The organism is Melioribacteraceae bacterium (assembly GCA_019638015.1).
Taxonomy (GTDB): domain Bacteria; phylum Bacteroidota; class Ignavibacteria; order Ignavibacteriales; family Melioribacteraceae; genus JAHBUP01.
On sequence record JAHBUP010000001.1, the window covers coordinates 1,650,719 to 1,672,533 of the forward strand.

General features: G+C 35.2%; 18 protein-coding genes. 14 read left to right on the forward strand and 4 right to left on the reverse strand.

From position 1 onward, the window contains the following. The first annotated feature begins 162 nt into the window (after positions 1–162). The 4 genes from KF816_06895 (at position 163) to KF816_06910 (ending at position 7,029) form a co-directional block, all read left to right on the forward strand. Complete coding sequence (locus tag KF816_06895) at positions 163–3,822, forward strand: hypothetical protein (GenBank protein MBX3007739.1); 3,660 nt, start codon at positions 163–165, stop codon at positions 3,820–3,822. Between the two features lie 344 nt (positions 3,823–4,166). Beyond that, positions 4,167–5,315, forward strand: a complete 1,149-nt coding sequence (locus KF816_06900; GenBank protein MBX3007740.1) for a Re/Si-specific NAD(P)(+) transhydrogenase subunit alpha — start codon at positions 4,167–4,169, stop codon at positions 5,313–5,315. A gap of 27 nt (positions 5,316–5,342) precedes the next feature. Continuing rightward, a complete protein-coding gene (locus tag KF816_06905) occupies positions 5,343–5,627 on the forward strand; it encodes an NAD(P) transhydrogenase subunit alpha (GenBank protein ID MBX3007741.1) in 285 nt (94 codons plus the stop codon). A gap of 7 nt (positions 5,628–5,634) precedes the next feature. Continuing rightward, positions 5,635–7,029, forward strand: coding sequence for an NAD(P)(+) transhydrogenase (Re/Si-specific) subunit beta (locus KF816_06910; GenBank protein MBX3007742.1), 1,395 nt, complete (start codon positions 5,635–5,637; stop codon positions 7,027–7,029). Positions 7,030–7,097: 68 nt separating this feature from the next. Here KF816_06910 and KF816_06915 read toward each other — a convergent pair whose 3' ends face one another. Genes KF816_06915 through crcB form a run of 3 tightly spaced genes read right to left on the reverse strand, consistent with a single transcriptional unit; the run spans position 7,098 to position 8,593 of the window. Next, positions 7,098–7,862, reverse strand: a complete 765-nt coding sequence (locus KF816_06915; protein ID MBX3007743.1) for a phosphatase PAP2 family protein — start codon at positions 7,860–7,862, stop codon at positions 7,098–7,100. Then, positions 7,863–8,222, reverse strand: a complete 360-nt coding sequence (locus KF816_06920; protein MBX3007744.1) for a DUF190 domain-containing protein — start codon at positions 8,220–8,222, stop codon at positions 7,863–7,865. A 2-nt stretch (positions 8,223–8,224) separates the two neighbouring features. Next, on the reverse strand, positions 8,225–8,593 hold the full coding sequence (gene crcB, locus KF816_06925) for a fluoride efflux transporter CrcB (protein MBX3007745.1): 369 nt from the start codon (positions 8,591–8,593) through the stop codon (positions 8,225–8,227). 90 nt (positions 8,594–8,683) lie between these two features. On the opposite strand from crcB, the gene KF816_06930 reads away from it, so the two are divergent. The 7 genes from KF816_06930 to KF816_06960 all read left to right on the forward strand — a co-directional run bounded on the left by KF816_06930 (position 8,684) and on the right by KF816_06960 (position 16,812). Beyond that, positions 8,684–9,577: a DUF4097 family beta strand repeat protein gene (locus KF816_06930; protein MBX3007746.1), complete on the forward strand. Its 894-nt coding sequence runs from the start codon at positions 8,684–8,686 to the stop codon at positions 9,575–9,577. A 199-nt stretch (positions 9,578–9,776) separates the two neighbouring features. Beyond that, complete coding sequence (locus tag KF816_06935) at positions 9,777–10,016, forward strand: hypothetical protein (GenBank protein ID MBX3007747.1); 240 nt, start codon at positions 9,777–9,779, stop codon at positions 10,014–10,016. Between the two features lie 8 nt (positions 10,017–10,024). Next, positions 10,025–11,254: a DUF5103 domain-containing protein gene (locus tag KF816_06940; protein MBX3007748.1), complete on the forward strand. Its 1,230-nt coding sequence runs from the start codon at positions 10,025–10,027 to the stop codon at positions 11,252–11,254. Further along, positions 11,251–12,261, forward strand: a complete 1,011-nt coding sequence (locus KF816_06945; GenBank protein MBX3007749.1) for a Gfo/Idh/MocA family oxidoreductase — start codon at positions 11,251–11,253, stop codon at positions 12,259–12,261. Before KF816_06940 ends, KF816_06945 begins: the two co-directional genes overlap by 4 nt. After that, complete coding sequence (locus tag KF816_06950; protein ID MBX3007750.1) at positions 12,239–12,841, forward strand: LEA type 2 family protein; 603 nt, start codon at positions 12,239–12,241, stop codon at positions 12,839–12,841. Before KF816_06945 ends, KF816_06950 begins: the two co-directional genes overlap by 23 nt. A 28-nt stretch (positions 12,842–12,869) precedes the next feature. Next, positions 12,870–15,443 (forward strand): LPS-assembly protein LptD, encoded by a 2,574-nt coding sequence (locus KF816_06955; GenBank protein ID MBX3007751.1) that lies wholly within the window; start codon positions 12,870–12,872, stop codon positions 15,441–15,443. Between the two features lie 115 nt (positions 15,444–15,558). Continuing rightward, positions 15,559–16,812 carry an NAD(P)/FAD-dependent oxidoreductase gene (locus KF816_06960; protein ID MBX3007752.1) on the forward strand — a complete coding sequence of 418 codons (1,254 nt, stop codon included), beginning with the start codon at positions 15,559–15,561 and terminating at the stop codon, positions 16,810–16,812. Here KF816_06960 and KF816_06965 read toward each other — a convergent pair. Then, entirely contained in the window at positions 16,804–17,565 is a 762-nt protein-coding gene (locus tag KF816_06965; GenBank protein ID MBX3007753.1) for a hypothetical protein, read from the reverse strand. The two genes, KF816_06960 and KF816_06965, sit on opposite strands and share 9 nt — an antisense overlap. Positions 17,566–17,668: 103 nt before the next feature. On the opposite strand from KF816_06965, the gene KF816_06970 reads away from it, so the two are divergent. From KF816_06970 to KF816_06980, 3 genes are all read left to right on the forward strand, one after another. Further along, a complete protein-coding gene (locus tag KF816_06970) occupies positions 17,669–19,258 on the forward strand; it encodes a spore maturation protein (GenBank protein ID MBX3007754.1) in 1,590 nt (529 codons plus the stop codon). A 66-nt stretch (positions 19,259–19,324) separates the two neighbouring features. Beyond that, positions 19,325–20,446, forward strand: coding sequence for an alanine dehydrogenase (locus KF816_06975; protein ID MBX3007755.1), 1,122 nt, complete (start codon positions 19,325–19,327; stop codon positions 20,444–20,446). Between the two features lie 11 nt (positions 20,447–20,457). Then, positions 20,458–21,810 carry an acetyl-CoA hydrolase/transferase family protein gene (locus KF816_06980; GenBank protein ID MBX3007756.1) on the forward strand — a complete coding sequence of 451 codons (1,353 nt, stop codon included), beginning with the start codon at positions 20,458–20,460 and terminating at the stop codon, positions 21,808–21,810. The last annotated feature ends 5 nt before the right edge of the window (positions 21,811–21,815 follow it).

The following is a 21,815-nucleotide window of genomic DNA, read 5'->3' on the forward strand; positions in this document are numbered from 1 at the left end:
GGTTTTGCTTTGTTTGTGCTCTAAATGTGTAGTCAATTTAACATTCTTCGAGTGAATATTTTTATAAATGAGATTTACTTGCCAATCCTCGCTTCAAAATAAATAATTTAACCATTCCTCATATTTCTTTATATTGTAATCCAAAACTAATCCAGTTCAAAAATGAAAATAAATATTAATATCAGTTCCCGGCTGCTGAGTTCGAATACTGATTTCGCCAATCTTAATTCTTCCAAGTTTGAATTTCACATCGCTAAAAAAATCCGTGACAAATATGGATTTGGTGAGGAATTGTTTTCACTGAATGGCAATGTAATACTAACGGATTTTCGTTCAGTCCGTTTATTTGTGCAAAAGGTAAATGAAAGAAGAGAGCCGGAAAATCATGTATATGCCGGGCAAGTAAATGCCGCTGGATTATTAGATGAAATTTACCATTTCATTTTTAGATTGTATGAATTAGAAATTAACAAGGGAGTTTTCAAAAAAGCTTATAATTACCTGAATCAAAATTTGGGTGAAGATGAAACGAGAAAACTACTTTATGATTTTATTTCTTTGTTTCCGCCAGTTGATGTTTACAAGGGAAAAGTTAGCACTTTTGATTATCTTAATTCATTTAGCGAAGAGCGCTCTAATATTGAAATAACTATAGAAGAAATTATTCTTCTCTACTTCGCTAATTTTAATCCAGCCAACAAAAAGCTTAAAGAATTGTTTGATGAAAATTATTTGGCTGATAAAACACTTTACGCAAAGTTTATTGCTAATCTCGACAATTTTTTTCTTAACGAAGAAAAATTTGGACCGGACAAGCAGGACATATTTACCCTGCTAAAAACCCCAATATTAAATAACCCGGAGAATATTGAAGCTCAATTGGAATTTATAAAAGAAAAATGGGGGATATTGCTCGAGGATAAATTTCTAAAGAGGCTTCTAACATTCAAAGATTTAATAAAAGAAGATTTCCGTTTTGATACTTCCGGAGGTGGCGGAGGAGCCCCAACTGTTGCACCAAAATATCAGTCAAAAATGGATGATTCTGATTTTCTTTCATTGGGTAAATCCGGTTATAAGTATGCCCTAGATTCTTGGAAAGATTATCATGAACCGGAGAATTTTACACCAGATACCGACTGGATGCCAAGAGTAGTTATAATAGCAAAGAATACTTATGTCTGGCTCGATCAATTATCAAAGAAATATAGCCGCTCTATAAAAACTCTTGATCAAATTCCCGATGAAGAATTAGCCCAGCTTGCAAACTGGAATTTTAATGGTTTGTGGTTGATCGGAATATGGGAGAGAAGCAGCGCGTCAAAAAAAATTAAACATGTTATGGGTAATATTGACGCTGTCTCTTCAGCTTACTCATTATACGATTACGAAATTGCCCACGATCTCGGCGGTGAATTGGCATATCAAAATTTGAACGAGCGTGCTAGAAAATTTGGTATTCGCCTCGCTAGCGATATGGTTCCTAATCATACGGGTATCTACTCTAAATGGGTTATCGAAAATCCAAATTATTTTATTCAATCACATTATCCACCATTCCCTAATTATAGTTTTAATGGTCCCGATTTATCTGAAGACTCGACAGTTCAAATTAAAATAGAAGATGGATATTGGAGTAAAAATGATGCCGCGGTTGTATTCAGAAGAATTGATAATCGGACGGGTGACACTCGATATATCTATCATGGTAACGATGGTACAAATATGCCATGGAACGATACCGCACAATTAAATATGCTGATCAAAGAGGTAAGGGAGGCAGTAATTCAAAAAATATTTGATGTGGCGCGTAGATTTTCAATTATCCGTTTTGATGCGGCAATGACTTTGGCAAAGAGACATTTCTCTCGGTTGTGGTTCCCTGAACCGGGAAGAGGCGGCGATATTCCTTCGAGAGCAGATTATTCAATGACTAAGGAAGAATTCGATCATCATTTCCCAATAGAATTTTGGCGCGAAGTTGTTGATAGAATTAATACTGAGATGCCTCAAACACTTTTATTAGCTGAAGCTTTCTGGTTAATGGAGGGATATTTTGTAAGATCCCTTGGAATGCACCGTGTTTATAATTCCGCTTTTATGCATATGATGATGAAAGAGGAGAATGAAAAATACCGAGATGCTATCTCCAATACTCTTGAGTTTGAACCGGAAATATTAAAACGATACGTGAATTTTATGAGCAACCCCGATGAGGAGACTGCTATAAAACAGTTTGGAGCCGATGACAAATATATTGGAGTTTGTTTGGTGATGATTACACTGCCGGGATTGCCAATGTTTGCTCATGGACAAATAGAGGGATATACCGAGAAATATGGTATGGAATACCAACGGGCTTATTATAATGAAACACCAAATCAGTGGCTGGTTGATAGGCATATCAATGAAATATTTCCACTAATGAAGAAAAGATATTTATTCAGCCAGGTTACAAATTTCTGGCTTTTCGATTTTATAAATAATTATGGCAACATTAACGAAAATGTTTTTGCTTATACAAACAGTCACTATGGCGAGCGAGCGCTGGTATTTTATAATAATAAATATGAAGATGCTCATGGTAAAATTTACATATCCTCCTCAAAATTGGTTGGTGAAGGTTCATCTAAACATTTAAGAAATATTACAATAAGTCAAGCGCTCAATTTATCGGGAGACCCAAACTCATACAGTATCTACCGTAATTATTTGACTAATTTGGAATATATAAGAAGAAGCGGTGAAATTATTAATGATGGTTTCTATATCGAGTTAGGAGCCTTTAAATCAGCTGTATTTCTAGATTGGCGTGAGGTTCAAGATACTACCGGTGAATGGGAAAAATTATATAATAAACTAAGCGGCAACGGCTCACCAAATATCGTAAGAGCTTTTTACGAAGCGCAATTAGAAGAAATCCATTCTGCATTTTTAAAATTATTTGATGACAAATCTTTAACCGGATTTATTAAAAAGTGTGTGCTCGATGAAGATGAAGCCGAGAAAGAAAGCATACAATATATTGAAGAGACTTATCTTAATTTCTTGAGCGCTGTTGCAGATCATTTTGAAATATCAATTAAAGGTGAAGAACTGGGCGAAAAGTTTGAAGAAAAGATTGTGGCGGTTCGAAAAATAAATAGACTAGTCGAACATGAGTATGATTTGAAATCGGGAATACTCGCAAAAATTATAAGGCATTCTATCATTATTTCCCGCCAAACAAATTATCACGATAATTCAATAATCTTTTTATTGTGGTTTATACTTTCTTCTACCAAAGAAATATTTGAGGAAAAAGGGAAAATAAATAAGGAAAATTATTTTGATGTTTTACTCCTTGATACTCCTGTAAGAAAAATTCTTGAAAGGTTAGGAAGAGGCACTAATGATGTCGAAAAAGAGTTAATACTTCTGAAATTATTACTGGAGCATGATTCTGAGTTAGTAAAAGTTTTCACACCACTAAAAATTTCTGCTTCAAAATTAATTGATGATAGCCTCAAGGAGTGCGTGTTACTAAATCTTATAAACGATAGTGGTGTAAGAACATTTCTCGGAGTAAACGAATATGAGAATGTTGTGTACTATAGTAAAGAACAATTTGAGGAATTGCTCGACTGGATATTAACTCTGAACGTCCTTGATATAATTCAGCATGATGAATCTGAAAGTATTGACTTTCTCGAAGCTAAAAAACTGAAAATAGAGAATTCAATAAAATGTTTAGAAAAATTAATTGATGCCTCTAGACAATCGGAATACAAATTGGACAAACTGGAGAGTACAATCTGCCTAATAAATAAAGATCAAGATTAATCCGTTAATCATTTAGGTCTGGTTTATTATTGCAATATTTTTTATTCAAAGAAATTCATTCTAGTATTGCTAAATATTATTGAAATGAGTGGTAATTTGGTTTTATTAAATCAGTTTCCAAAAGATAAATAAACCAAAACTGGGCTAATCTAATATTTCGTGTTACAGTAAATTTTGGAAGCTTTAAGTCAAAAACACCAGCAAATTCAAAGAAAAAAATGATAAAAAAGACTTTTTTGCCGAGTCGGCTCCAAAATAGTAAACGTTTAAGAGAATTTGCTTTGGATATGCCCAACTTATTCTTAATTTTTCAATCAGAATAAACTAAATATAGGAGACTCATTGTGTTAATTGGAGTTCCAAAAGAAATACTTCCAGGGGAAAACCGAGTTGCATTGGTTCCGGATGTTGTTTCAAAATTGAAGAAAAAGGGGTATGAAGTTATAGTTGAAAAGGGAGCAGGTGATAACGCTGGTTTTCCCGATTCAAAATATTTGGATGCGGGAGCAAAAATTGCCGGCGATGCACTCGAAGTTTTTAATTCTGCCGAAATTATCTGCAAAGTACAGCGACCAATCAAAAACGAATTATTGGGTAAACACGAATTAGAATTATTGAAAAAGGGTTCGCTTTTAGTGGCATTTATGTATGTTCTGCATTATCCCGAACTTGTTAAAAAATCTGCTGAACTTGGCGTAAATGTCATTTCGATGGAGATGATCCCAAGAACAACTTTAGCTCAAAAAATGGATGCTCTGAGTTCGCAGGCAAATATCGCAGGATATAAAAGTGTGATATTAGCGGCAAATCATTTGGGTAAAATTTTCCCATTATTGATGACTGCCGCCGGTACAATTTCTCCGGCAAGAGTAGTTATAATGGGAGCTGGAGTTGCCGGTCTACAAGCATTAGGCACAGCAAAAAGACTTGGCGCTGTTGTGGAGGTATCTGATGTACGTCCCCAAGTTAAAGAAGAGGTTCAAAGTTTGGGTGGAAAATTTATTGAAGTACCCACCGATGCATCAATGCAGGACGCTGGCGGTTACGCCAAAGAACAGTCGGAAGAATTCTTAAAAAAACAAAAAGAATTAATATTTAAACATGTGACTGAAGCTGATATTGTTATAACAACAGCTCTTATTCCGGGAAGAAAAGCTCCGGTATTGATTACTGAAGAAATGGTGAAAAATATGAAACCTGGCTCTGTGGTTCTAGATATGGCTGTGGAGTTTGGCGGTAATTGCGAAATAAGTGAGAATGGTAAGACAGTTAAAAAATATGGCACAACAATAATTGGCGAACCTAATTTACCTAGTCTAGTGCCTTATCATGCCAGCGATATGTATGCAAAAAATATACTCGCTCTGCTTGATCATATGACAACAAAGGAAGGAAAGTTTGTTATAAATATGGAAGATGAAATTATTAAAGGTGGAATGATTGCCTATGATGGAGCAGTTGTAAACAGTAGAGTTGCAGAGCTATTAAAATAATTTAGAATATAATAAGGAATAAAATAAATGGATGGAATTGGAATAATAATGCTGGTGTATGTTTTTGTACTGGCAATATTTGTCGGGTTCGAACTTATCACAAAAGTACCCCCTACTCTTCATACCCCTTTGATGTCGGGCTCGAATGCGATTTCTGGAATTACAATTGTCGGGGCAATCATAAGTGCTGGATTGCACGAATTTACAATTAGCACAATATTAGGATTGGTTGCTGTAATATTTGCCACGATCAATGTAGTTGGCGGATTTTTAGTAACCGATAGAATGCTCAAAATGTTTAAGAAGAAGTGAGTGAATTATGCATATAATAATTGAAATTAGTTATCTCGTCTCATCAATACTTTTTGTATTTGGAATCAAGCGTCTCGCTTCTCCTAAAACTGCCCGACAGGGAAACATGCTTGCGGCAATTGGTATGTTCATTGCAATAGTTGTAACACTATTCGATCAACACGTGCTTACATATGAATGGATAATAATTGGAATATTGATCGGCGGCGTGATTGGAGTTTTAATGGCTCTCAAAACACCAATGACAGGTATGCCCCAAATGGTAGGATTACTTAATGGATTTGGCGGAGGCGCATCTCTCTTAGTCGCCATTTCCGAGTATTACAAAATGAAAAATTTTACAAATTGGAGCTTTAATGTAGAAAGTAATACAACCTTGTTTTTGAGCGTTATAATAGGTGCTGTAACTTTAACAGGATCATTAATAGCGTTCGGAAAATTGCAAGGGATTGTAACAGGAAAAGTCGTAAGATATCCACTTCAACATCCTCTAAATCTATTACTTTTAATTCTAACTTTTACACTTGGAGTTTGGTTTGTTATTTCCCCCGAGTTGGAATGGATGATTCTTACTATTGCTGGTATTTCGTTACTTTTAGGAGTACTACTTGTGCTTCCTATTGGTGGTGCCGATATGCCGGTGGCAATATCATTATTAAATTCCTATTCCGGTTTGGCTGCTTCAATGACTGGATTTGTATTAAAGAACAATGAATTAATTATAGCCGGAGCTTTAGTTGGCGCTTCAGGAATAATTCTTACCTTAATTATGTGCCGTGGAATGAATCGATCCTTAATGAATGTAGTGATGGGAGGATGGGAAAATGCCGGTGCTTCCGGTCCGGCGGCTTCTACCGAATCACCAAAAGGGAATGTTAAGTCAATAGATTCTGAAGAACTTGCAATGCTCTTTGACGCTGCCCAAAACATAATTATTGTTCCAGGATATGGAATGGCTGTGGCTCAAGCACAGCATGCAGTTAGAGATTTAGTAAACAATCTTGAAGCAAAAGGTAAGCAAGTTCGGTTTGCAATTCACCCCGTTGCCGGTAGAATGCCCGGACACATGAATGTTCTTTTAGCCGAGGCTCAAATCTCATATGATAAAATGTTATCGATGGAAGATATTAATGACGATTTCAACAATAATGATATTGCGTTAATTATTGGCGCTAATGATGTTGTTAATCCGGCCGCTCGACACGATAAGAACAGTCCTATTTACGGAATGCCGATTCTAAATGTTGATTATTCCAAAACAGTAATAATTAATAAACGTTCTATGAATGCGGGATATGCCGGAATTGATAATGAATTATTCTTCTATCCAAATGCTTTAATGTATTTTGGCGATGCTAAAGAAGCAGTTAATAAACTTGTTCATGAATTGAAAAACGTATAAAACTATTAACCACAGAAAATGTAAAGTATTCTGCGTATTGATATTTTTCTTTTCTGTGGTTTTCTTTTTTAAAGGGGAATAACAAAACTAATTAATTCATTCGGCTGGTTAATTAGGTCATTTGTCTCATGCTGATCAACAACCCACGCCGCGGTAAAATAACCAATAACAGCGCCTAAAAAAACATCGCTTGCCCAATGTTTATCTTGATACATTCTGCTGAATCCGGTAGCAATAGCCGGAATAAATGCCAATCCTTTTAATAAACTATTATTTGTATTTCTTGAAAGTACGGTTGAGATCGAAAATGCTATGGTTGTGTGTCCTGAAGGAAATGATAAAAATGAATCATCAGAATATTTACCGTTAAAAAATGAACTTGCGCCTATATTTGTATAAGGGCGGGCTCTTCCCAGCGCCATCTTTAACAATATTGTAAGTGTTGTTGAATAAATACTCGATTGAATAACCTCAAAGCTAATTTTTTTTGACGTGTAATTATTTTGAATGGCTCCATATAATCCAAATGCTGATGCTAACACTAAGGGACTCACCGGATCGCCATACATTCTTCCTAGTTCAATTGGTAAACTGTACGCATGTTCATTATTCTTTTGTAATTGAATTCTAACAGGTTCATCCATCTGCATAATTAATATTGAACCGGCTCCAATTAAACTTAATTTTAGCAAGTCCTCTCCATTCCACTTTCCTGGAACAGAGACGAATTTTTTACTTTCCTCACCGAACTGACGAAAATTTAATTTATTTTGAGCATGTGTTAAATTTACAAGAAAGAGAAACGTGAATAATGTGAAAAATAAACTCCTCATTTACTGCTTCTCTTCATTGAATGAATATTTAATAATTTCAGCTCGCTCGGTGGTGATTAATCCGCCACACTTTGCTTCTTCAAATATTTGATCTATTGTAGGAATAAAATTTTGAATCTTTGATTCAGTATCCACAATTTCAATTACAAGAGGCAAATCTTCGGAGAGCCGTAATATTTTTGCTGAGTGAATCACTCTGCTGTTTCCTCCAAATCCCATAATTCCTTTATAAACTGTAGCTCCGGCTAAGTTTTGAATACGCGCCTCATTAACTATTTTTTCATAGACGGGGATATGATTAATCTTATCTGTTTCACCGATGAATATTCTCAACAACTTTGCATTTCCTTCGATCTTCATCTTTACCTCGTAATTAAGTAGGCTAAATAAACACCTAAAATAGATGCAAGGACACTTAAAATTATATTTAACGTGGCAAAAAAGAATTCCGCATTCCTCAATAGATAAAAAGTTTCAAGAGAAAATGTAGAGAATGTGGTAAATCCACCACAAATACCAATCCCCAGAAATAACTTAAGAGACGGACTGACTAGTTCCTTTTCATCGAGTCCAAATATTAAAAAGCCGAGCAAAAAACTTCCCAGAATATTTACAAATAAAGTCCCGTATGGGAAATATGGTGAAAAGTGTTTTTGAATTATCGCTGAGAACCAGTATCTCAACACTCCTCCAATACCAGCACCGCCGAAGACTATTATAATTTTTGTAATCATTTAAAATTTCTTTTCTAATTATTGTAACCAAAGTTTGTTCTAAAGAGTCTAATCTGCCAGAAAACTTAATTAATAGGAGAATGATCAATGAAAACGCTGATTAAAAATACGATATTATTTTCGGTTATACTGTTTTTGAACTCGAAAATTTTCGCAGATGACCTTAGAACACTTCATGAAAAAAGTTTTTCAGTTAAATCTAATTCGAAAATAATTGTTGACGCAAGTGCCGCTAATATCAATATTCAAGGATGGGATAAGGATGAAGCCTATATTAAAATTACGGGAAACGATAAAGCTGAAGAGAAAATGCGTTTCAAAATTGAACAGAGTGGAGACGAAGTTCATGTTTACGCTAAAAAGAAGAATTCATTTTTTTCTTGGTTTACTAATTTAAGATTGAAAATTGAGATTATGGTACCGAAAAAATTTAATGCCAAATTGGAGACATCCGGCGGAGATATTATGCTAAGCAACATATCGGGATCTCAAAAATTAGAAACTTCCGGTGGAGATATTATTCTTGAAAATACCAGCGGAAAAGTTGATTGCGGAACTTCCGGCGGCGATATTAGACTCACTAACCATTCAGGAGCAACCATTCTTGAAACTTCGGGGGGAGACATTGAAGTATTTGAAAGCACTGGTAATTTGCGTGCCGAAACTTCAGGTGGTGATATTTTAATAAAATTAAAAGATGGACAAATATTCGCAGAAACTTCCGGTGGAGATATTGATATTACCTATAGTGGACAAAATAAAGGAATCAAAGCTGAAACATCGGGGGGCGATATTAGAGTTAAAGTACCATCCGATTTTGCCGCTAATGCCTATCTCGATACATCAGGAGGATCAGTTAATGTTAACATCAAAACATCCTCAGTGGATGTTAAGAAGAGGAGTGAGTTCAGAGGACAGTTGAATGGTGGCGGTCAATCGGTGAATCTTGAAACTTCCGGTGGAAATATAACTTTAGAATAATAGTTTACGAATTTTTAGGTAATTCTGTGTCTATTTTCGATAATGTCAATAGACATGGAATTACCTCTCATTTTTCCTCCCAACCCATATTTGAGCTGCAAAAATTACACCCTTCTCATTTTACTACATTGGAATTCACTTCAATTTTAACTACTTTTTGAACAGTTAATGCGAATCAGAAATTAATTTAGAGGTAATTATGAAAATGGACTGGAATTCTTATGTTGGATCGACACTCAACATAACGATGAATGAAAATTATGGAGTTGTTTATGGAGCTAGAGAAAATGACTCACCAACGTTTTATGAAATTGTATTTAAAACCGGCAAATTAGTTGCCGCTTATGATGAGGGATTATTGATTGAAGCTGTACGTGAGCAAAAACCTTATAAAGTATTTGTTAACTTCCAATCCATAAAATGCGTTGAAATTTTTTAGTCAGAAGTATGTTAAAACTTGTATTAATATTTCTGCTGGTTAATCTATCCGGGATTATTGTCGCTCAAGGAATCATTATTAAGTCTCTTCGTTGCTATTCGTCGGTGGATGAAACATCATTCCCAATAATTTCAAAAGATGGGGATCAGAGTTCAATAACAATTGATTTCGACATGCAAGCAGTTCAATACCCTAATCTTGCAATACATTTCCGGTTTTGTGATTCTAATTGGCAGCCTTACGATAACGTCTTTCTGCTAAATCCAATTTATAATACAGAGAACAATATTTATCTCGAAAGACTACCGCTAAATATTCGAGGCGCGCAATATCATTACAAAGGAACATTCCCAAATCAAAACGTAACATTCCCATTCTCTGGGAAGTGGAAGTATTTTATTGTCGATCAATTTGACCGGAGAAAAATATTTGCTGAGGGAAAGTTTTTCGTTGTTAATCCCGAAATAAGAATAAATACAAAACTGTTTAGGGAAACGCTTCAGAACCGGTTTGATGAATCATCCATAATGAATAGAACTGTGGCGTTGCAAACCTCCTTTATCTTGCCCGATTCACTTTTTCATGTTCATCTTAAAAGAGTTGAAATATTTGTAAACCGTAAAATGGATTATCCTATAATAATTGAAAAGTTCGCTAACACACCCGACCAGTTTTTTGAGTGGAACGCATCAAATCGTTTTTCTTTTCTCGCAAGAAATATTTATCCAATGAATGAGTATCGTTCAACAGATACCCGCGATTACAATGTGTATAATAGTTCTCTCGTTCATGCAAAATTTGGTGAAATAGAAACATCAGATTTTTTCTCTAAGAGAAGAAGAGACTACAACGGAGGTTCTTTTCTTTTGAACCATAGAAATGAGAATGCAGATTATTTGGAAGTTCAGTTTAGAATGAGGCCTCCAGAGGAGATTACGAAACCTATATTTCTTGTTGGCTCATTCAATAATTGGAAAGTCCTTCCTGAGTATGAAATGTTTGATGATAATGGATTGCTCAATATATCGGTTGAATTAAAAAGGGGTTATTACGAATATCAGTATGTAACAGCAGATTTAAGAAATGGGCGGGTAGAAAATATAGATTGGAATATCCTTGAGGGTAATTTTTATGAAACTGTAAATGAATATCATATTTTTCTTTATTACGAAGAGCAGGACAAAGGTAATTACGATAAAATTATTGGATACTCAAAAATTATTGGTGGAGCATTATGAAAAAAATTAAAACCGCGGTTGTTGGAACCGGGCACCTCGGAAAAATTCACACAAAACTTTTTAAAGATGTAGAAAATTGCGAATTGTTTGGGATTTATGATGTCGATTTAGAAAGAGCGAAAAATGTCGCAGAGGAATTCGGATTGAAATACTTTGAAGATTATCCAGAACTTTTGAATAATGTTGATGCGGTAGATATTGTGGCTACCACCAGCGCTCATTATGATTTAGTGAAAAAAGCGTTTGAGGCCGGTAAACATGTATTTGTAGAAAAACCAATTACAGCTCAAATATGGGAGGCGGAAGAACTTGTTAAAATTGCAGATGAAAAAAAACTGACTTTTCAAGTTGGACACATCGAAAGGTTTAATCCAGCACTAATTTCTTTAGAAAAATATAAACTCAATCCGATGTTTATTCAAACCGATAGACTTGCACAATTTAATCCACGCGGAACCGATGTTGCAGTCGTGCTAGATTTAATGATTCATGATATTGATATAATTTTAAGTCTTGTTAAAAGTGAAGTAAAGAATGTTAGTGCTAGCGGGGTGCCGGTAGTTTCTGAAACAATTGATATTGCCAACGCGAGAATTGAATTTGAAAATGGAGCTATAGCTAATGTTACGGCATCTCGAATTTCCCAAAAGAAAATGAGAAAGATGAGAATGTTTCAGCGTGATACTTATATCTCGCTCGATTTTACTTCCGGTGCTTCAGAAGTTTTTAGATTAGTTGATCCGGTTGAACTTCCCGCTAATGGAGGATTTATTTCATTTGGAGAAATTGGTGTAGGGGACAAAAAGAAAGCGGTAATATATGAACAGCCGGAACATAAAGAAGTAAACGCGCTTAAATTTGAATTGGAATTATTTATTGAAGCAATCCTTGAAAATAAAGTACCAGTTGTAAGCGGTCACGATGGACTGAAGGCGTTAAAGGTTGCGGAAATGATTATCAAAAAAATTCAGGAGTCAATTGAAAATGCGAAGAAGTTTTTTATTTAGTATATCAATACTGATCATTATTTCCGGGTGTTCAGTATTACAGACTTTTGAAAATATTGCGAGACTAAAGTACAAGATTCATTCTGCCTCAGATTACCAGATTAGCGGAATTAATCCCTTAAACAAAAAATCCTTAAAAGATTTTTCTGCCTTGGAAATGTTAAAATTGACAAGTGCAGTCGCAAAAGGGAGTATGCCTTTGGTTTTTACTCTCAATATTGAAGCAAAAAATCCTAATGATGGCGCATCGGGTTCACCAAGAACTGATATTAGCATAACTTCGTTACCCTGGAAATTATTTGTTAATGATAATCAGTTAGTGGCTGGAAATATCAGCGAACCGATATTTGTACCGGGCAAAGGAGAATCGATGTTAATTCCTATAAAGATTGAATTCGATATCCTGAAATCTTTAAAGGATAGAAGTTTGGAAGATGTATTTAATTTATTATTAAATGTTGGTGGAGTAGATGGTTCTACTTCCAATCTAAAATTGAAAATACAACCTGTTCTCGGAACACCGGTTGGTAATATTGGATATCCTTCAGAAATTACTGTAGTTGATAAGACTTTTAATTAGACAATACTGCTAGCGTTCAAATTCAAATATGAAAAAAAATTTTTATCTGTTTTTTCTTTTCCCAATATTTTTATCTGCTCAGCAGAGTGATACTCTTTTCTCCAAAAATGAGAAAAATATTTCAAGTGATTCTATTCAAGTTGCTGATACTATTAAATCGAAAAAAAGTGATATAGATGCAATAGTTTTTGCTTCAGCTTCCGATTCTCTGATCTTCAATGTTAAGAATAAAATGATGTATGTTCATGGGAAGGGGGAATTAAAGTATAAAACCACAGAATTAAAAAGCGGAAAAATAGTAGTTGATTATAATACAAATGAATTAGAGGCTCTTGGTTTTGAAGTAAACCCGGGTACCGATTCTGTACGAGTTGAGCAAACACCATTATTAGTTGAAGGAAATGATAATTATGAAGGATCAAGGATACTTTATAATTTTAAGAATCAGCGTGGCTTTATATCGCTTGCAAAAAACAAAAAAGATGAGCAACGCTACGAAGGCGCAAAAGTAAAAAAAGTAGATAAAAATACATTCTTTATTGATGATGGAATTTTTACCACTTGCGAGAATGATACTCCACATACCTACTTTTCAGCAGATAAAATGAAAATCATTCAAAAGGATAAAATTATTGCGCGATGGATTTTTATGCATATCGGAGGAGTTCCCGTCCCAATCCCACTTCCATTCGCTGTATTCCCAAATGAAACCGGAAGACGCTCAGGCATAATAATCCCCGGTTACGGTCAATCGGCTCTGCGGGGACAGTATTTCACAAACTTTGGATACTTTTTTGCACTTAGCGATTATTTTGATCTAGCACTCACAGGAGATTATTATACAAAAGGTGGGTGGGGTGCGCGTAATAGGGTTCGCTATGCGAAAAGATATAGTTTTTCAGGACAATTAAATGCAGGTTATTCAAAAATATTGATTGGCGAACCGAACGATACTGAAAGAAGGGAACAGACTGATTGGAATGTTTCCTGGTATCATAATCAGCAAATAGACCCAAGCTCGCGGCTTGATGCTAATCTTCAATTTGTTTCATCAAACTTTTATTCAAATAACAGCATAAATTTTAATGACCTATTATCTCAAGACATTATTTCGAATGCATCTTATAGTAAATATTGGGAACAGTCTGGTACAAGTCTTTCTTTAAATTATAGCCGCACTCAAAAATTGCAAACTGGAGATATTTATGAATCGCTCCCAAATATCAGCTTTTCAAAATCAATCACTTATCCATTCAAAAGAGATGATGTTGAGTCGTTGAGCGATCAAAAATGGTACGAATATATTAATTATTCATATAATGGACAGTTCACGAACCAGAGAAATAAGGAGAAGGGACAATTAAAAATTAGAGGCGGGTTTCAACACAATCTTTCTGTGAGCGCTTCTCCAAAAGTTGGATATTTCAGTGTCTCTCCATCTATAAATTATAATGAAAAATGGTATAACAAAAGAACTAAACTGGAAAATCAGACTTTTACTAAAGTAAATAGAGAAACCGGTCAAATAACCTCGTACGATTCAACAGTTGCAAAAACAATTAATGAATTAAATTTTGTGCGTACATTTGATTTGAGCATTTCTGCTTCCACAAAATTGTACGGGGTTATGCAGCCCAATTTATTTGGAGTAGAAGCATTCAGACATACGTTAATCCCATCCATCTCATATAATTATAATCCGAATTTCTCAGACGAGGTCTGGGGATATTATGAAACTTTTAAGGATGCTGAATGGAAGGAGATACGCTATGATAAATATTCCGGTGAAATTTTTGGCGGTGTAAATGATTATGAAAGCCAGAATATCAGCCTCTCCGTTGGTAATGATTTTGAAATGAAAATGGCAAAAGCCGCAGGAGATACTACAAGAGAACAAACAAAGGTTCGCTTGCTCAATTTTAGTTTGAGCACTTCTTATAATTTTGCTAAAGATAGTGTAAAACTAAGCGACTTAAGTTTGAGTTACAGAACTCAAATTGGTGATTGGGTAAATTTTAGCGGCTCATCATCATATACTTTTTACCATGTTGAAAATGGGAAGCGCTTCAACCGGTATTTAGTTTCTGAGGGAAGAGGACTTTTTAGATTAACAAATTTTGGTTTTTCAATTTCAACAACTTTGAGCGGAGATAAACTTAAATCTGAAAATGAAAAAGAAACTAAAGTAAATGAATCGAATGATGTCATTAGTTTTGAAAGAAAGAATTTTAATTCAATATACGATGAAAAAAAATCGGCAGACTTTTCCATCCCCTGGAATCTATCATTAAGTTATAATTACAATATCTCGAAGTACGATCCAAGTGTTGTAAATAAATATTCTAATGTTAGTACAGATTTAAGTTTTTCTCTCACAAAAAATTGGAAATTTACGGTTCGTGCCGGATATGATTTCGACCGCAAAGAAGTGACCGCACCACAAATCACAATCTTCCGAGATCTTCATTGTTGGGAAATGAATTTTACCTGGAATCCTTCCGGTTTCTACCGTGGTTACCGTTTCGAAATTAGAATGAAAGCACCTGAACTTCAAGATATTAAAGTAACAAAATCGGGCGGACTCTTCTCAGGACGCAGATAAAATAACTCTGTGGACTTGGCGTTCTCTTCGTTTAACCCTCAATGCTATTACAAAAAACAGTTGTTTGTATTAAACTTTTACATATTTATATATGTTATTAATTAAAAAATGTAACATGAAAAAGAAAGTAGTAATAATTGGTGGTGGATTTGGCGGTTTAACTACCGCAAAAAAACTTGGCAAGAGTGACCATGAAGTAATTCTTATTGATAAGACCAACCATCACTTGTTTCAACCACTGTTGTACCAGGTTGCTACGGCCGCACTTTCTCCCGCAGATATTGCCGCACCCTTACGATCGATTTTAAGAAATCAAAAATATACAAAAGTTGTTATGGGGGAAGTAACCCGGATAGATGTAAATTTGAAAAAAGTCCACATGGGTGAAAGTGAAATTGAGTTCGACTATTTAGTAGTATCAATTGGATCTCAACATTCATATTTCGGAAAAATTGAGTGGGAAAACTATGCCCCGGGATTAAAAACTATATCGGATGCGCTTTCAATTAGGGAACGAGTTTTAATTTCTTTTGAAAAAGCAGAACGAGCAACATCACCTTCAGTTATTGAAAAATATACAACATTCGTAATTGTGGGGGGAGGCCCTACCGGAGTAGAGATTGCCGGCGCGCTTGCCGAAATTGCCAAAAAAACTATGTTAAAGGATTTTAGGAATATTGATCCTTCAAAAACTAAAATTATTCTTGTAGAAGCCGGTAATTATATTTTATCAGCTTATGATCCCACACTTAGTCAAAATGCAAAAAAAGCTCTTGAAGAAATGGGAGTAACTGTTTTAACCAACCGTAAAGTGAATGAAATTAACAGTAGAGGGGTTATTATAGATGATCAGTTCATCGAAACAGAAAATATTATTTGGGCGGCTGGTAATGAAATCCCTAGTGTAATTAAAACTCTCGATGCAAAAACTGATAACGCGGGAAGAGTAATAGTTCAAGATGATTTATCAATTCCAAATAATTCGGATGTATTTGTAATTGGAGATGCTGCGTTAGTGCTTGATGAAAATCAAAAACCATTACCCGGTGTCTGCCCCGTTGCAATTCAGCAAGGAAATTATGTTGCTAAATTAATAAGTAGGGAAATTCCAGTCGAAAAAAGAAAAGCATTTAAATATTTTGATAAAGGCAGCATGGCTACTATTGGTAGAGCGCGTGCAGTCATGCAGTTAGGAAAAATTAAGATTTCGGGATTTTTAGCCTGGCTAGCTTGGGTATTTATTCATATCCTCTATCTTATCGGCTTTCGCAATAGATATAAAGTCTTAGCCGAATGGATATGGTTTTATATAAGCCATAGAAATGGAATACGCTTGATCACTAACAAAAATTTATCACAATTAAATTAATTTCATATCATTTAAAAACGGTAGATCATTGCGGACTTTCAAAACTTCTTCCAAATTTAGATCGACTTCAAAAATGTTTACATTTTCGTCAGCAATAAAAGCTGGAGTACCCATTGGATCAAAAACTGCGCTCGCCCCGCAATAATTATATTTTGGGTCATCTCCCGTTCTGTTAACTCCTATCATATAAAATTGATTTTCTATTGCTCTGGCTTTTAGTAATGATTTCCAATGCTCAATTCTTGGAATGGGCCAGTTAGCTATGTTAATCATTAAATCAACTTTTTCTTTAGCATATAAACGGTACAATTCCGGAAATCTCAGATCATAGCAAACACTTAAACCAATTTTAGTTTTGTTAATCTCGGTAATCACTAATTCATTACCGGCATTATAGAATCTGGTTTCATTGGCCATACTAAATGGGTGCACTTTTCTGTACCTAGCGTGTACTAATCCAAATTCATCGAAATGAACTAACGAATTAAAAATTTTATTATCGTCGTATTCAATTAACCCGGCAAAAATATTTGTTTTGAGCTTTGAGGCCAATTTCATAAAATAAGTGTGTGAAATTCCGGCTAAATCTTCTGCAAACTTTTGGGAATTCATAGTAAAGCCGGTTAGGGTTAATTCGGGAAAGATAATCAGGTCAAACTGAGAGGTGTTTTTAGTAATTAACTTTTCAATTAATTCTATATTTTTTTCGGGTGCCTCCCATATTGGGGAGTATTGAAATAATCCTACTTTCATACAAACTCCAATAATTCTTCAATTGAAAAATAAAGAAAAGAAATTTGCTTTCCGCTCTCTCTATTTTAGTTTAGATTTACACCATAAAAAATTGAGCACACTTATGTTAAATTATATTTGGTTAGCTTTAATATTTTTGGGCATCTCCGCGGCGGTAACTCTTGATTTAAAAGATAGTATTAACGACAAATATAAAAATGGGAAAGAGTTTCCAGTTACAGTGGAATATTTTGAACATAATGAAGAAGCTGATGTTTATGTTGATGGCATTGAATTCAATAATTTTTATTCTGTAAAAGCAATTGAGGATTTTAACTTCAAAGCGAAGATTTCTCAAAAGTCAGCTTCAAAAGAGTATTCCTTTTTTGTATCAAGTACAAATAAATTTCCAGCCACCTGGAAAGATATGGCACGCGCAAATGGGAAAGAGGAGGACCTCTCCGGCACTTTAAAAATTATCAGTAAGATTGATTCAAATTCTTATAAAGCTGTATTAGTGCTTGAAAAAATATCTTTTATTAAAATGAAAGAGGTTACAAACGCCGCAATTGATTACGCATCAACTGCAGTAAATATTGCACTCGGACTAATCGGTATTATGGCTTTATGGTTGGGTATCATGAAGATAGGAGAGAGTGCTGGTTTGATTTCAAAAATTGCCAAATCAATTAAACCGGTAACAAAGTTTTTATTCCCCGATGTACCGCAGGATCATCCCGCAGTCGGTTCAATAATTATGAATATCTCTGCGAATATGCTGGGACTTGGCAACGCCGCGACCCCTTTCGGATTAAAAGCGATGGAGGAGTTAGATTCTCTAAATGAAAACAAAGGAACTGCAACCAATGCAATGTGTACTTTCTTAATAATCAATACTGCGGGATTAACATTAATTCCTGCAACAGCAATTGCTATTAGAGCCGCCTCGGGGAGTAGTGATCCGGCAATAATTATTGGTACCTCATTTTTTGGAGCGCTATGCGCAACAATTACCGGAATAACAGCGGCAAAAATTTTGGAAAAATTTTCAATAAATAATTTCAATTTTTTGCACTGGATGAAAAGCAATACAAAATTCATCCTGGCAATATTAGTGTTTATGAGTGTTATTATAGCGGCAATTACACTTAAATTATTTACCGTAATTAATGTTGAAGTGATTCGTTCCGTAATTCAAGTGTTTTCATCGGCGGCAATACCAGTAATAATTTTATCATTTGTTATTTATGGCGCAGTTAAAAAAGTAAAGATTTATGAAACATTTGTGGATGGTGCTAAAGAAGGTTTCAACATAGCAATTAGAATTATTCCATTCTTAGTTGCAATGCTTGTGGCAATTGGAATATTTAGAACCGGCGGAGCAATGGATTATCTAATTTGGGCGCTTTCTCCCATAACCGGATTGATTGGATTTCCCGCCGAAGCATTGCCTATGGCTTTAATGAGACCACTCTCTGGGAGCGGCGCACTTGGTATAATGTCGGAAACACTAAATGCCTATGGCCCCGATTCATTTATTGGACTTTTAACTTCAACAATTATGGGAAGTACCGAAACAACATTTTATGTATTGGCACTTTATTTCGGAGCGGTAAATATCAAAAAAACAAGACATGCGGTCGCAGCAGGAGTACTAGCCGATATAGCTGGAATATTAGCCGCACTATTTATCGTTAGAATTATTTTTGGATAATTTGGGCTTTACCAGTTTGAATGTGCTGTTATTATTACTATTTTTTCACAAAAACATTAGAATAATATGAGAATTGGAATACCAAGAGAAAAACACCGCGAAGAGAAAAGGGTTGCCCTGGCTCCGGCTGGTGTTCATACTTTAGTTCAGGCCGGGCATACTGTTTTTATTGAATCGAATGCCGGATTAGACAGCCACTTCCCCGATGAAGATTACCGTAGAGTGGGCGCAAATATAGTTTATTCTGCTGAAGAAGTTTTTCAGCGCTCAGAACTAATCACAAAAATAGATACTATTACCGAGGAAGAAGTTGATTTTCTTCAGGATGAACAGACGATTTTTTCGTTCCTTCATCTTGCCGTCAGTAAAAAAAATGTGATCGATAAATTGATTAAAAAAAGAATTACAGGTATCGCATTCGAGTTAATTGAAAAAGATGAACAATTGCCGGTTCTTCATTCGATGAGCGAAATTGCTGGACAGCTAGCCGTTCAGATTGGAGAAAGATATTTGGGAAGTGATTTCCCTAAAAGTCGTGGAATATTAATGGGTGGAATTGCAGGTGTAGCACCAGCTGCAGTAGTTATAATTGGTGCCGGTGTTGTTGGATTTAATGCCGCACGCGCCGCTCACAATAGGGGAGCCCATATAATTGTGTTAGATAAAGATTTAAGAAGGTTGAGAAGAATTCAATCTGAAATTTCAAAAAATATTACTACAGTTGCCGCTAATGAATACACTATAGCTCGTGGTGTTAAATTTGCCGATTTATTGATTGGTGCAGTCCAAATTAAAGCAGAAAAAACTCCCAGTATTGTTAGTGAGGAAATGGTAAAATCCATGAAAAAAGGATCGGTCATAATTGATGTCTCTATTGATCAAGGAGGTTGTATTGAGACCAGCCGACCCACAACTATTTCTGATCCAGTATTTAATCTTTACGATGTAATTCACTATTGCGTTCCAAATATGACAGCACTAGTATCAAGAACAGCAACTTATGGGCTAACAAATTCTACAATTGAATATATTCAGGCAATTGCCGATAATGGTTTAGTAAACGCACTTTTGGGAGATACCGGATTAGCAAAGGGTGTGTGTACTCATAATGGATTTTGTACAAATGAACATATAGCGGATGCATTTAATCTTGAGTACAGAAGACTTCACCTTTTTTCTAAAAATTAAGAGAATCTGAAATGACAATTGAAGAAATAAAAATAACTAAACCTAGCAACGCCCCCTGGCTCAAAAGATATAATTCAAGATTGGTATCTGCAGAGGATGCTGTAAAAATTATTAAGTCGAAAGATAAAATAATTGTTCAGCCAGGATGTGCTGCACCTTTGAAATTAATTAATGCGATGGTGCAAAGGAAAGATGAATTATTTGATGTGGAGATATACCATATTTTGGTTGTTGGAGATATTCCTTATACCAAGCCAGGAATGGAAGCTCATTTTAGACACAAAGCTTTTTTTATTGGCACAAATTCTAGACTTGCGGTAAATGAGGGGCGAGCCGATTTTATCCCAATATTTCTATCCGAAGTTACGATGCTATTTAAACGAGGTGTAATTGTTCCGGACATTGCTCTCATTCATGTTTCACCCCCGGATGAACATGGATTTTGTAGTTATGGAATAGATGTGGGTAATATTAAAACTCCAGCCGAAAAATCGAAATGTGTTATTGCTCAAGTTAATAAACAAATGCCCCGAGGTTTGGGTAATAGTTTTATTCATATCAACAAAATTGATTATATAGTTGAAGTAGATGAACCTCTTAAAGAACTGCCCCAGGTAGATCCCGATGCTACTTCCGAAATGTTGAGTATATATGATAATATTGGAAATCATATTGCCGGAATGATTGAAGATGGTTCAACTCTTCAAATGGGAATTGGCGCAATCCCCGATGCGGTATTAAAGTATCTACACAATAAAAATGATTTGGGCATTCATACAGAAATGTTCTCTGATGGATTGATAAGTCTTATTGAAGAAGGTGTAGTTAACGGAGAAAGAAAAACACTACATCAAGGGAAATTAATAGCCGGATTTGTACTTGGAACTAGGAAAGCGTTTGATTTTATCGATAACAATCCAATTTTTGAATTTCATCCTCAAGAATATGTTAATAATCCCTTTGTTATTGCTCAGAATACAAAGATGATTGCTATTAACTCCGCAATTGAGATTGATTTAACCGGACAGGTTTGCTCCGATTCGATTGGTACCCGTTTCTATAGTGGGATTGGTGGACAAGTAGATTTTGTTCGCGGTGCCGCTAACTCCGATGGGGGTAAACCAATTATTGCGCTTCCTTCAGCCACAAAAGATTTAAAGTATTCGAGAATCGTTTCGACTTTAAAACCGGGGGCTGGAGTTGTAACTTCACGAGGTGATGTACATTATGTTGTAACTGAGTATGGAATTGCACATCTTTTTGGTAAAACAATAAAAGAAAGGGCTCGCGCCTTAATTGAAATTGCGCACCCAGAATTTCGAGATCAACTTTTTGAATTCGCAAAATCAAATTATCACATTTAATGAGG